We start from the raw sequence: 12,081 nt of genomic DNA on the forward strand, positions 1-12,081 counted from the left end.
CGAAGCGGCCCTCGAAGGGTGTGTTGCCGCATCTCCGCTCCATCCTGCCGGGCGCTTCGAGGCCCGGCTGCGCCGGGCACCTCAGCGTGAGGAGGTTGCGGAAGTGGTTCATTCTAAAGATCGAGCAGCGCGCGCTGCGGATCTTCGAGGCCTTCCTTGACGCGCACCAGGAAGGTCACGGCTTCCTTGCCGTCGACGATGCGGTGGTCATAGGAAAGCGCCAGATACATCATCGGCCGGATCACCACCTGGCCGCCCACCGCCACCGGGCGCTCCTGGATCTTGTGCATGCCGAGAATGCCCGACTGCGGCGCGTTGAGGATCGGCGTCGACATCAAGGAGCCATAGACGCCGCCATTCGAGATGGTGAAGGTGCCGCCCTGCATTTCGGCGATCTGCAACTGGCCGTCGCGCGCCCGTTTGCCGTAATCGTTGATCGTTTTCTCGATGCCGGCGAAGGACAGCCGGTCGGCGTCGCGCACCACCGGCACGACGAGGCCCTTGTCGGTGCCGACCGCCACGCCGATGTGATAGTAGTTCTTGTAGACGAGGTCATCGCCGTCGATCTCGGCATTGACCGCCGGGATCTCCTTCAGCCCCTGGATGACCGCCTTCACGAAGAAGCTCATGAAGCCGAGCTTCACGCCGTGCTTCTTCTCGAACACTTCCTTGTACTGATTGCGCAGCGCCATCACGTGGCTCATATCCACCTCGTTGAAGGTGGTGAGCATCGCGGCGGTGTTCTGCGCGTCCTTGAGACGGCGCGCGATGGTGAGACGCAGGCGCGACATGCGCACGCGCTCCTCACGCTCGGCATCGGCCTGGGGCGACGCCACGCGGGGCGCCGACGGCGTGGGTGCGGGCGGCGGCACGAAGGCGACCGGCGCCGGTGCCGCAGGCTTGCCGACCTCACCCAGCACATCGCCCTTGGTGAGGCGTCCGTCCTTGCCGGTGCCGGCAATGGCGCTGGGATCGAGCTTGTTTTCCTCGACGATCTTGCGCACCGCCGGCGACAGCGGCTTGGCTTCGGCGGCGACGGCGGCCGGCGCGGGCGGTGGAATTTCGGCGGACTTCTTGGCTTCCGCCTTGGGCGCGGCTACGGCTGCGGCCGCACCTTCCTCGATGGCGCCGAGAAGAGCACCGACATTCACCGTCTGGCCGGGCTGCGCCGCGATCGAGGCGAGCACGCCGCCGGCAGGTGCTGGAACTTCCACCGTGACCTTGTCGGTCTCGAGCTCGACCAGCGGCTCGTCGACCTTCACCGCCTCGCCTTGCGCCTTGAACCATTTGCCGATCGTCGCTTCGGTAACCGATTCACCGAGCTGCGGGACGCGGATTTCCTTTGCCATGGTTATTTACTTCTCCCCAAGCGCGTCTTCGAGAAACGCCTTCAATTCCTTTTGATGCTTGCTCATCAGGCCCGTCGCCGTCGCGGCGGAAGCGGGCCTGCCGGTGTAGCGCGGCCGCCTGTGCTGGGCGCCGAGATAGTCGAGCGCCCTTTCGATGCCGGGCTGCACGAAGGTCCAGGCGCCCATATTCTGCGGCTCTTCCTGGCACCACACCATCTCGGCCTGCTTGAAGCGCCCAAGCTCCTGGATCAACGCCTTGTGCGGCCAGGGATAGAGCTGCTCGACGCGCAAGAGATAGATGTCCTTGAGGCCGCGCTTCTCGCGCTCCTCGAAGAGATCGTAATAGACCTTGCCTGAGCACATCACCACACGGCGGATCTTGTCGTCGGCGACGAGCCCGCCCGAATATTGCGCATCGTCCCACAGCAGACGGTGGAACCAGGTTTCCGGCCCCATTTCAGCGAGCGCCGAAACCACCCGCTTGTGGCGCAGAAGCGACTTCGGCGTCATCAGGATCAACGGCTTGCGGATGTCGCGCCGGAGCTGGCGCCTGAGGATGTGGAAGTAGTTGGCGGGCGTCGTGCAGTTCGCCACCTGCATATTGTCCTCGGCGCACATCTGCAGATAACGCTCGAGCCGGGCCGAGGAATGTTCCGGGCCCTGGCCCTCATAGCCATGCGGCAGGAGGCAGACGAGACCCGACATGCGCAGCCATTTGCGCTCGCCCGACGACAGGAACTGGTCGAACACCACCTGTGCGCCATTGGCGAAGTCGCCGAACTGCGCTTCCCACAGGACCAGCGTGTTGGGCTCGGCCAGCGAGTAGCCATATTCGAAGCCGAGCACGGCCTCTTCCGACAGCATCGAGTTGATGACGTTGATCTTGACTTCCTGGTGCTTCACCAGGTGATTGAGCGGCGTGTAGCGCTTCTCGGTATCCTGGTCGACCAGCACCGCATGGCGCTGCGAGAAGGTGCCACGCTGCACGTCCTGACCCGAGAGCCGGACCGGGAAGCCTTCCTGCAGCAGCGTGCCGAAGGCCAATTGCTCGGCCATCGCCCAGTCGATGCCCTGGCCTTCCTCGATCGTCTTGCGCCTGGCATCGAGGACGCGCTGCAAGGTGCGGTGCGGCTTGAAGGTCTTCGGCACCTTGTTGAGCTTGAGGCCGATTTCCTTGAGCTTGGCGAGATCGTAGCCGGTCTGGCCGCGGCGCGGGTCATCGGCGTCCTTGGCATAGCTCAAATGCGCCCAGCGACCGTCGAGCCAATCGGCCTTGTTGGCCTTGTAGGATTCGGACGCCGAGAAATCATCGTCGAGATGCTTGCGATATTCGGCCTTCATCGCCTCGAGCTGGTCAGGCGTCAGCACGCCTCCATCGATCAGGCGCTTGCTGTAGAGCGCCACGACCGTCTGATGCGCCGAGATCCGCTTGTACATCAGGGGCTGAGTGAAGGACGGCTCGTCCGATTCATTATGGCCGAACCGGCGGTAGCAGAACATGTCGATGACGACAGGCTTCTTGAACTTCTGGCGGAATTCGATGGCGATCTTCGCCGCGAACACCACCGCTTCCGGATCATCGCCATTCACATGGAAGATCGGCGCCTCGATCATCTTGGCGACGTCGGACGGATAGGGTGAGGAGCGCGCCCAGAACGGGCTCGTGGTGAAGCCGATCTGGTTGTTGACGATGAAGTGGATCGAACCGCCGGAACGGTGACCGCGCAGACCGGAAAGCCCGAAACATTCGGCCACCACGCCCTGCCCCGCGAAAGCCGCATCGCCATGGATGAGGAGCGGCAGCACCGTGATACGTTCCTTGTCGCCGCGCTGATCCTGCTTGGCGCGCGCCTTGCCGAGCACCACCGGATCGACGATCTCGAGATGCGAGGGGTTGGCGGTGAGCGAGAGATGCACCCGGTTGCCGTCGAACTCGCGGTCGGACGAGGAGCCCAGATGATATTTGACGTCGCCCGAGCCTTCGACCTCGTCGGGCGTCGAAGAGCCGCCCTTGAATTCGTGGAAGATCGCCGAGAACGGCTTCGACATCAGATTGGCGAGCACGTTGAGACGGCCGCGATGCGCCATGCCGAGCACGATGTCCTGCATGCCGAGCTGGCCACCGCGCTTAACGATCTGCTCGAGCGCCGGGATCATCGATTCACCGCCATCGAGGCCGAAGCGCTTGGTGCCGGTATATTTCACATTGAGGAAATGCTCGAAGCCTTCCGCCGCGATGAGCTTGCCGAGAATGGCGATCTTGCCTTCCGGCGTGAAGGAGATTTCCTTGTCCGGCCCCTCGATGCGGGCCTGGATCCAGGCTTTCTGCTCGGGATCGGAAATATGCATGAACTCGACGCCGAGCGTATTGCAATAGGTGCGCTGCAGGATATCGACCATCTGGCGGATGGTCGCCTGCTCGAGGCCCAGCACCTTGTCGATGAAGATCGGCCGGTCGAGATCGGCATCGGTGAAGCCGTAGGATTTGGGATCGAGCTCGGGCTGCGGCACCGGCTCGCGCAGTCTCAACGGATCGAGATCGGCGGCGAGATGGCCGCGCATGCGATAGGCGCGGATCATCATGAGCGCGCGGACCGAGTCCATCGTCGCCTTGCGCACTTCCTCGATGGAAAGCGCCTGGCCTTTTTCCTTGGCCTTGGCAGCGATTTTGGCGCCGACCTGCGCTTCCGCCGCCGGCCAATTGCCATCGAGCGCCGAGATCAGCTCGCCATTCTGGGCTTGCGGCCAATCGGGCCTGGCCCAGGACGGGCCTTTCAACTGCTTCCTGGTCGCCTCCTTGTCATCGGCAAGTGTCCCGAAGAACTGCCGCCACGCCGGATCGACGGAAGCGGGATTCTCAAGAAACTTGTCGTAAAGCTGCTCGATGAATTGGGCGTTGCCGCCATAGAGGAAGGATGTCTGCTCGAAAGCGGTCGTGAGATCTGTCTTGTTCATTTCCATCAAGAACCGGGAACCCTGTCCGGCCCTCCTCCTTGCTACATAGAAAGAGTCACTTGCCTTTCAAGACATGCTTTAATGTCTTTCCGAGGGCGGCGGGAGAATCCGATATCGCGATGCCCGCGCGCTTCATCGCTTCGATTTTCGTTTCGGCTTTGCCTTTGCCGCCTGAGATGATGGCGCCGGCATGGCCCATACGCCGCCCGGGCGGCGCAGTGCGGCCGGCGATGAAGCCAGCCATCGGCTTCTTCACTTTCGATTTGCGGATGAATTCCGCCGCGTCTTCTTCGGCCGAGCCGCCGATCTCGCCGATCATGATGATCGATTCCGTATGGGGATCGGCGAGGAACATCTCGAGCACGTCGATGAATTCGGTGCCTTTCACCGGATCGCCGCCGATGCCGACGGCCGTGGTCTGGCCCAGGCCCTCCTGCGTCGTCTGGAACACCGCTTCATAAGTGAGCGTACCTGAGCGCGAGACGATGCCGACCGAGCCCTTCTGGAAAATATTGCCCGGCATGATGCCGATCTTGCATTCGCCCGGCGTCAGGATGCCCGGACAGTTGGGCCCGACGAGGCGCGACTTGGAGCCGGTGAGAGAGCGTTTGACCTTGACCATGTCCATCACCGGAATGCCTTCGGTGATGCAGACGATGAGCGGGATCTCCGCCTCGATCGCTTCCGAGATGGCGTCCGCCGCGAAGGCCGGCGGCACATAAATGACAGTGGCATCAGCCCCCGTCGCGTCACGCGCTTCCACCACCGTGTCATAGACCGGCAGCCCGACATGGGTGATGCCGCCTTTGCCCGGCGTGACGCCCGCCACCATCCTGGTGCCATAGGCGATCGCCTGCTCGGTATGGAAAGTGCCGTTATTGCCGGTGATGCCCTGGCAGATGACCTTGGTGTTCTTGTCGATCAGGATGGACATTAATGGGCAACCTTTCGAGTTTCGATGTTACGGCCGTTCCGCCAGCCGAAATAGAAAATTACTGAAGCAAGGAGCGCTGCAGGGATCATGGTGAGCATCATCGTGCCACGGATCCACGCCTGGGCTATTTGACCTTCCCGGCAGAGGATCTTTTCAAGCTCCTCCAGACTCTCGCAGTCCGGATCGGGCTTGATCGCTGGCTCTCCTGCAAAGAAGAGCACGCTGAAAATGGCGAGCAGGGATGCCGCGACACCAATGGCAGCTGGCCATCTAAAACGAGAGCTACCAGCGGTGAAGCCGATGATCACCGGAGCCCAGATGAAGCTGGTCCATCCGGCGATAAAGAGCGCATATCCCACATAGTGCGGCGTGCTCATGTAGCCTCACCGACCATATTCCCCTCCCCCTTGCGGGGAGGGGTTAGGGGTGGGGGTCGGGTGGTATCACAGGAACGGCTCACACTCATCGCGCGAAGTTCAGATGGAGAGACCACCCGACCCCCACCCCGGCCCTTTGGGCCGACCCTCCCCGCAAGGGGGAGGGTAATGTCCGCGCGTTGTCGCATTAGCCCTTGCCCACCGCCTTGACGATCTTCTGCGCCGCGTCGTCGAGATCATCGGCGGCGATGACGTTGAGCTTCGAGTCGCGCAGGATCTGCTTGCCGAGCTCGACATTGGTGCCTTCGAGACGGACGACCAGCGGCACTTTGAGGCCGACTTCCTTCACCGCCGCGACCACGCCTTCGGCGATGATGTCGCATTTCATGATCCCGCCGAAGATATTCACCAGGATGCCCTTCACCTTGGGATCGGCGGTGATGATCTTGAACGCCGCCGCGACCTTCTCCTTGGACGCGCCGCCGCCGACATCGAGGAAGTTGGCGGGCTCCGAGCCATAGAGCTTGATGATGTCCATCGTCGCCATGGCGAGGCCGGCGCCGTTGACCATGCAGCCGATCGTGCCGTCGAGCGCGATATAGGAGAGATCGAATTTCGACGCCTCGATCTCCTTGGGATCTTCCTCGGTGACGTCGCGCAGCTCCTTGATGTCGGGATGACGGTCGAGCGCGTTGCTGTCGAAATTGATCTTGGCGTCGAGGCAGAGAATGTCGCCCGCTTTGGTCACGATCAGCGGATTGATCTCGAGCAGGCTCATATCCTTTTCGACGAAAGCGCGGTGGAGCTCGGTGACGAGCTTGGCGAGCTGCTTCTGCTGCGGGCCGCTCATAGGCAATTTCAATGCCTTGGCGATGGCGCGCACATGATGCGGGCAGATATTGGTAGCGGGATCGATCGAGACATTGATGATCTTGTCGGGCGTGTCATGCGCGACCTTCTCGATGTCCATGCCGCCTTCGGTCGAGACGACGAAAGCGAGCCTTGAGGTCTCGCGGTCGACGAGAAGCGCCAGATAGAACTCCTTGTCGATGGCCGAGCCCTCTTCGATATAGAGCCGCTGCACCACTTTGCCCTGAGGGCCGGTCTGATGAGTGACGAGCGTCGAGCCGAGAAGCCGTTTGGCCTCGCTCTTCACGTCGTCGATCGACTTCACCACCTTGACGCCGCCGGCCTTGCCGCGCCCGCCGGCATGGATCTGCGCCTTGACGACCCAGACCGGACCGCCGAGCGTCTCGGCGGCCTTCACCGCTTCGTCCACCGAGAAGGCCGGCAGGCCATGCGCCACCGGCACGCCATAGGCTTTCAAAACCTGTTTGGCCTGGTATTCGTGAATATTCATGGCGTCTCCCTCACTTCGTCGTCGCGGCGCAAGAACGTCATCCCGGTGCGTGCCGGGATGACGGATTGTGGTTCAGATCAGGCGAGATCGGGGGCGATCTTCTTCGCCGCGTCCATCAGGCCCTTCACCGCATCGACCGACTTCTTGAAGGCGGTCTTTTCATCGCCATCGAGCTTGATCTCGACGATGCGCTCGACGCCGTTGGCGCCGATCACCACCGGCACGCCGACATAGAAATTCTCGATGCCATACTGGCCGGTGAGCTGCGCCGCGCAGGGCAGCACGCGCTTCTTGTCCTTCAGATAGGATTCCGCCATCGCGATCGCCGACGTGGCGGGCGCGTAATAGGCAGAGCCGGTCTTGAGCAGGCCGACGATCTCGGCGCCGCCGTCTCGGGTGCGCTGCACGATCTGGTCGATGCGCTGCTGCGTCGTCCATTTCATCTGGACGAGATCGGGAACCGGAATGCCGGCGACGGTCGAATAACGGGTGAGCGGCACCATCGTGTCGCCATGGCCGCCGAGCACGAAAGCGGTGACGTCCTCGACCGAGACATTGAATTCCTCGGCGAGGAAATGCCGGAAGCGGGCCGAGTCGAGCACACCGGCCATACCCACCACCTTGTTGGCGGGCAGCCCTGAATATTTCTGCAGCGCCCAGACCATGACGTCGAGAGGGTTGGTGATGCAGATGACGAAGGCCTTGGGCGCGTATTTGGCGATGCCGGCGCCGACCTGCGCCATGACTTTGAGATTGATCTCGAGCAGGTCGTCGCGGCTCATGCCCGGCTTGCGCGGCACGCCGGCGGTGACGATCACGACATCGGCGCCCTCGATGGCTTCATATTTGTTGGTGCCGGTGAGCTTTGCGTCGAAACCTTCGACCGGACCCGATTGCGCGATGTCGAGCGATTTGCCCTGCGGCAGGCCCTCGGCGATATCGAACACCGTGATGTCGCCCAGCTCCTTCAAGGAGGCCAGATGTGCGAGAGTCCCGCCGATCATGCCACCGCCGATCAGCGCAATTTTATTTCTTGCCATTTGTATTTTCCCTGTGACGTGCAGGTCAACGCGTTACGCGCGCCTTTTCGCAGTGCAAAAGCGACGGAACCTGTACGCCCATCGCCTGACATCTTCAAGAATTCATTCGGGAATTATTGACCAAAACGTCAAGTTTCGACGATTTTTGCACCCCACCAGGAGGCCGACTGCATTTCCTGCAGGCGCGAGACGGTGCGCAGGAATTCCTGTGCGTGGTGACCTTCACTGTAGAGGGCTTCCGGTACCGCTTCGGCGGAGGCGACGAGCCTCACATGCGCGTCATAGAGCGTGTCGATGAGCAGGATGAAGCGCTTCGACGGATTGCGGTGGCGCGGCGTCAGCACCGGAATATGTTCGATGAACAGAGTGCGGAAATTCTGCGCCAGCGCCAGGTAGTCGGGCGGCCCGAGCGGCGCCTCGCAGAGATCGGCGAAAGTGAAGCGTGCCGCGCCATGCGCCGCCTGCGGCACCGGGAGCTTGCGGCCAAGCACGTCGAGCGCCGTGGCCGCGCCGGTCTCGGTGTCGGTGAGCTTCACCCACAGTTCCTGGAGCTTGCGGTCGGCGTCGGGACCTAGAGGATGGATGAAAGTTTCACGTCCTCTGACGCGGCCGAGCCGGTAATCGGTCGGGCTGTCGAGCGTCACCACATCGAGCTTCTCTTCCATGAGCTTGATGAAGGGCAGGAACAGCTGGCGGTTGAGGCCGTCCTTATAAAGATCGCCCGGCTTGAGATTTGAGGTCGTCACCACCACGCTGCCGCGCTGGAAGAGGATGTCGAACAGCCGGCCGACGATCATCGCATCGGCGATGTCGGCGATCTGCATTTCGTCGAGACAAAGCAGCCGCGCTTCCGCCGCGACCGCATTCGCGACCGTCAGCAGCGGATCCTTGGCGCCGCGGCGCGCGGCATGGAGGCGGGCATGGATGTCCTGCATGAAAGCGTGGAAATGCGCCCGCCGCTTGGGTTCGATATCGGCATGGGCGCAGAAAAGGTCCATCAGCATCGTCTTGCCGCGCCCAACCTCGCCCTGGATATAGAGGCCTTTCGGCGCCGGCCCGTTCTTCGCACCGGTCAGCCGCGCGAAGAAGCCGGCGGGCTTCGGCGCATAATCCTTGAGCGCCTCGGCCAGATGGTCGAGCTTACGCGCGATGGCGCCCTGCGCCTCGTCGGGTTTCAACGCGCCGCTTGCGATCTTGTCCTGATAATCCGCCCAGAACCCCATGCCGCCTTATGGCGTGGAGCGTGTTTCGGCGCAACCGTCGCAAAAATCCGGGAACCATTTCCTCCGGGCGGCATCTACGAGTAAGGAGGATGTCTATGCCACAGCCATATCAAGGCATTGCCGCGCCGGAGGACATGGACTTGGCCCGCCGGGCGATGGCGCGCGAGGCGGAGGCTTTCCGCCTCATCATGCGCCAGCATAATCAGAAGCTGTACCGCCTTGCCCGCAGCATCATCCGCAATGACAGCGAGGCCGAGGACATCGTCCAGGAAACCTATGTGACGGCCTTCGCGCATCTCAGCACCTTCCGCGGCGAGGCTAGCCTCGCGACCTGGCTGTCGCGCATCGCCATCAACGAGGCGCTGGGCCGCCTGCGTAAAAGGCAACGCGCCGCGACGGTGATGATGGACACAACCGTAAACGACGCCCAGATCATTCCCTTCCCGCTCAATGCCGGCACTGAAGATCCGGAACGAACCATGGCACAGAGACAGATCCTGGCGCTGGTCGAACAGGCCACTGACGCGCTGCCCGATGTCTACCGCACCGTCTTCGTGGCGCGTGTCATCGAGGGATTGAGCCTGGAGGAGACCGCCGAGCTTCTCGGGATCAAGCCGCAGACGGTGAAGACGCGCCTGCACCGGGCCCGCGCTCTGGTGCGCCGCAAGCTCGACGAGCAGATCGGCCCCTTGCTGCTCGATGCCTTTCCCTTTGCCGGTCGGCGCTGTGAGCGACTGACTGTTTCAGTCATGAAACGCCTGGGCCTCCCCAATTGAGCTACCCAGGAACCTTTCTCGGCCCGCTTCATCCAATCATTGTCGCCCACAACAAAAGCCCGGCAACGCGCCGGGCAAAGGAGAAGCTCATGCATGTAAGACTGCTCGCCACCGTCGCCGCTCTCGGCCTCGCCGGTTCATTGTCCCTCGCCACCGCGGCCGATAAGCCGAGCGATCCCCAGATCGCCCACATCGCCTATACCGCCGGCGCCATCGATGTCGAGGCGGCCAAGCAGGCCATCGCCAAATCCAAGAACAAGGAGGTCGTCGCGTTCGCCGAGAGCATGCTGCGCGACCACGAGGCGGTCAAGCAGCAGGCGCTCGACCTGGTGAAGAAGCTCAATGTCACGCCCGAGGACAATGCCACCAGCCAGGCGCTGTCCAAGGCCGCCACGGCCGAGCGCGACAAGCTCTCGGGCCTCGAGGGCGCCGCCTTCGACAAGGCCTATGTCGACAACGAAGTGGCGTACCACAAGCAGGTCAATAGCGCGCTCGAAGGTTTGCTCATTCCCTCGGCGCAGAATGCCGAGCTCAAGGGCCTGCTGGAGACCGGCCTCAAGCTGTTCCAGGGCCATCAGCAGCATGCCGAGCATGTCGCCGCAGCGCTGAAATAGAGACGGATGAGACATCTTCTCTTGGTCGCCATGCCGACGCTGATCCTGAGCGCCGGCATGGCGCAAGCCGCCACCATCGAGGTGACGATCGAGAAAATGGCCTTCTCGCCCGCCGAGATCGCGGCGAAGATCGGCGACACGATTGAATGGGTGAACAAGGACACCTTCGTTCACACAGCGTCAGTGAAAGGCGGCTGGGACGTCCAGCTGCCTGTCAAAAAGTCGGGCAGCGTCGTCGTCGATAAAGCCGGCACGCTCGACTACTACTGCCGCTTTCATCCCAATATGAAGGGCCGCATCATCGTGGCGCCGTGATCACCGGACTCAGATGCCCGTGCCGCGCGCAAGCGTCGGCACGGCATCCCAGGAATGGCCGGCGGCGATGATGCAGCTTTTGCCGCTCGTCAGCGTCATCAGCATCGTCCAGGTGCCTTGCTCCGATACGAAGAGCTCGGCGACGCCATTGTCGGAGACGATGCCTACGGCCTGCGGCGTTTCCTTGTATTTGACTTTGAGCTGCTCGACGATCTGCGCCCGCTCGCCGCACATGGCGAATTGCGCATGGCTGACGAGAGGCATGGTGAGGATGAAAAAACCGGCGGCGAGAGCAATGAGCGGGGCGCGCCGGACATGGGTCGACGACATGCAAACCTCCATCTCGGTCCGAGACGCCGTTTGGCCGGAGGTCTTATGCCGTTTCGGTCAGGCGGGCCCCGGAGCATCAAGCGACGCTCCGTGCTAGGCATAAGAGACTCGCACCGAAAGCTTACCGAATGATGAAGGACGCGTTCCATCGGGACACGCGAGTCGTGAACCGACCGCCTGCCTATACCGAAAGGCGTAAGCGCGTCGGCTGAACGGCCTATGCATTCTGGCTAAATAGTAAACGCCGCTGTCGTCTGCGAAGAATTGCCCGTCGCACCACAGTGTAATGCAAGATCATGGTGGCTACCGCATTGCGACAACGCCGGAACTGGTGCCGCCAGTCGCCCTCTTGCGTCACGAGGAGTATACCCATGAAGAGACTCATCATCGCGTCCGCCATGATCGCAGCGATGACGACCTTTGCGGCCGCCGCCAACAATGGCAACGGCAATGGCAATGGTAACATCGGCAGCTTCAACGGAAACTTCAACGGAAATGCCAATCTCGGCAGCGCCAATGGCAACGGCAACGGCAACGCCAATATCGGCTCCGGGAACGGCAATGTGAACGGCAATCTCAACATCGGAAATGCCAATGGCAATGTGAACGGCAATGCCAATTTCGGCTCCGGCAACGGTAACTTCAACGGCAACCGTAACCTCGGCAGCGTCAACGGCAACTTCAACGGCAACGTGAACGGTTGGGGCGGCGGCGGCGGCCTGAACGGCAATGGCAACGGCAACAACAACCTCGGAAGCTTCAACGGCGGCGGCAACGGCAACTTCAACCCGTAAATCCGAGGCGAACG

12 protein-coding genes are annotated in these 12,081 nt (G+C 62.2%); 4 read left to right on the top strand and 8 right to left on the bottom strand.

What is annotated here, in order from left to right; all coding sequences use genetic code 11:
* Window positions 1-113: 113 nt before the first annotated feature.
* The 7 genes from odhB to zapE form a co-directional block, all read right to left on the bottom strand.
* Window positions 114-1,349, bottom strand: a complete 1,236-nt coding sequence (odhB, locus tag JHL16_RS22315) for a 2-oxoglutarate dehydrogenase complex dihydrolipoyllysine-residue succinyltransferase (RefSeq protein WP_200187010.1) — start codon at window positions 1,347-1,349, stop codon at window positions 114-116.
* A gap of 6 nt (window positions 1,350-1,355) precedes the next feature.
* Window positions 1,356-4,304: a 2-oxoglutarate dehydrogenase E1 component gene (locus JHL16_RS22320; protein WP_200187011.1), complete on the bottom strand. Its 2,949-nt coding sequence runs from the start codon at window positions 4,302-4,304 to the stop codon at window positions 1,356-1,358.
* A gap of 55 nt (window positions 4,305-4,359) precedes the next feature.
* Complete coding sequence (gene sucD / locus JHL16_RS22325) at window positions 4,360-5,238, bottom strand: succinate--CoA ligase subunit alpha (RefSeq protein ID WP_200187012.1); 879 nt, start codon at window positions 5,236-5,238, stop codon at window positions 4,360-4,362.
* Window positions 5,238-5,615: a hypothetical protein gene (locus tag JHL16_RS22330; protein ID WP_200187013.1), complete on the bottom strand. Its 378-nt coding sequence runs from the start codon at window positions 5,613-5,615 to the stop codon at window positions 5,238-5,240. The genes sucD and JHL16_RS22330 overlap by 1 nt, the downstream gene beginning before the upstream one ends.
* 187 nt (window positions 5,616-5,802) lie before the next feature.
* On the bottom strand, window positions 5,803-6,975 hold the full coding sequence (gene sucC / locus JHL16_RS22335) for an ADP-forming succinate--CoA ligase subunit beta (protein WP_200187014.1): 1,173 nt from the start codon (window positions 6,973-6,975) through the stop codon (window positions 5,803-5,805).
* A 77-nt stretch (window positions 6,976-7,052) separates the two neighbouring features.
* The gene (gene mdh, locus JHL16_RS22340) at window positions 7,053-8,015 is read right to left on the bottom strand and encodes a malate dehydrogenase (RefSeq protein ID WP_137857169.1); all 963 of its coding nucleotides are present in this window, start codon (window positions 8,013-8,015) and stop codon (window positions 7,053-7,055) included.
* Between the two features lie 128 nt (window positions 8,016-8,143).
* Window positions 8,144-9,238, bottom strand: a complete 1,095-nt coding sequence (gene zapE, locus JHL16_RS22345) for a cell division protein ZapE (RefSeq protein ID WP_200187015.1) — start codon at window positions 9,236-9,238, stop codon at window positions 8,144-8,146.
* A gap of 95 nt (window positions 9,239-9,333) precedes the next feature.
* Here zapE and JHL16_RS22350 point away from each other — a divergent pair, with 95 nt between their 5' ends.
* The 3 genes from JHL16_RS22350 to JHL16_RS22360 all read left to right on the top strand — a co-directional run bounded on the left by JHL16_RS22350 (window position 9,334) and on the right by JHL16_RS22360 (window position 10,943).
* A complete protein-coding gene (locus JHL16_RS22350; protein ID WP_246771004.1) occupies window positions 9,334-10,014 on the top strand; it encodes an RNA polymerase sigma factor in 681 nt (226 codons plus the stop codon).
* Window positions 10,015-10,103: 89 nt separating this feature from the next.
* Entirely contained in the window at window positions 10,104-10,628 is a 525-nt protein-coding gene (locus JHL16_RS22355; RefSeq protein ID WP_200187016.1) for a DUF4142 domain-containing protein, read from the top strand.
* A gap of 6 nt (window positions 10,629-10,634) precedes the next feature.
* Window positions 10,635-10,943, top strand: coding sequence for a cupredoxin domain-containing protein (locus tag JHL16_RS22360; RefSeq protein WP_200187017.1), 309 nt, complete (start codon window positions 10,635-10,637; stop codon window positions 10,941-10,943).
* A gap of 9 nt (window positions 10,944-10,952) precedes the next feature.
* Here JHL16_RS22360 and JHL16_RS22365 read toward each other — a convergent pair whose 3' ends face one another.
* Complete coding sequence (locus JHL16_RS22365) at window positions 10,953-11,273, bottom strand: hypothetical protein (RefSeq protein WP_200187018.1); 321 nt, start codon at window positions 11,271-11,273, stop codon at window positions 10,953-10,955.
* 371 nt (window positions 11,274-11,644) lie between these two features.
* Here JHL16_RS22365 and JHL16_RS22370 point away from each other — a divergent pair, with 371 nt between their 5' ends.
* Window positions 11,645-12,067 carry a hypothetical protein gene (locus JHL16_RS22370; protein ID WP_200187019.1) on the top strand — a complete coding sequence of 141 codons (423 nt, stop codon included), beginning with the start codon at window positions 11,645-11,647 and terminating at the stop codon, window positions 12,065-12,067.
* The last annotated feature ends 14 nt before the right edge of the window (window positions 12,068-12,081 follow it).

It is taken from the genome of Taklimakanibacter albus, assembly GCF_016595235.1.
Classification (GTDB): Bacteria; Pseudomonadota; Alphaproteobacteria; order Rhizobiales; family Aestuariivirgaceae; genus Taklimakanibacter; species Taklimakanibacter albus.

Coding starts and splice junctions, on each gene's coding strand:
- JHL16_RS22360 (WP_200187017.1), top strand. CDS start 10,635: ATGAGACATCTTCTCTTGGTCGCCATGCCGACGCTGATCCTGAGCGCC.
- JHL16_RS22330 (WP_200187013.1), bottom strand. CDS start 5,615: ATGAGCACGCCGCACTATGTGGGATATGCGCTCTTTATCGCCGGATGG.
- odhB (WP_200187010.1), bottom strand. CDS start 1,349: ATGGCAAAGGAAATCCGCGTCCCGCAGCTCGGTGAATCGGTTACCGAA.
- sucC (WP_200187014.1), bottom strand. CDS start 6,975: ATGAATATTCACGAATACCAGGCCAAACAGGTTTTGAAAGCCTATGGC.
- JHL16_RS22320 (WP_200187011.1), bottom strand. CDS start 4,304: ATGAACAAGACAGATCTCACGACCGCTTTCGAGCAGACATCCTTCCTC.
- zapE (WP_200187015.1), bottom strand. CDS start 9,238: ATGGGGTTCTGGGCGGATTATCAGGACAAGATCGCAAGCGGCGCGTTG.
- JHL16_RS22350 (WP_246771004.1), top strand. CDS start 9,334: ATGCCACAGCCATATCAAGGCATTGCCGCGCCGGAGGACATGGACTTG.
- JHL16_RS22365 (WP_200187018.1), bottom strand. CDS start 11,273: ATGTCGTCGACCCATGTCCGGCGCGCCCCGCTCATTGCTCTCGCCGCC.
- mdh (WP_137857169.1), bottom strand. CDS start 8,015: ATGGCAAGAAATAAAATTGCGCTGATCGGCGGTGGCATGATCGGCGGG.
- sucD (WP_200187012.1), bottom strand. CDS start 5,238: ATGTCCATCCTGATCGACAAGAACACCAAGGTCATCTGCCAGGGCATC.
- JHL16_RS22355 (WP_200187016.1), top strand. CDS start 10,104: ATGCATGTAAGACTGCTCGCCACCGTCGCCGCTCTCGGCCTCGCCGGT.
- JHL16_RS22370 (WP_200187019.1), top strand. CDS start 11,645: ATGAAGAGACTCATCATCGCGTCCGCCATGATCGCAGCGATGACGACC.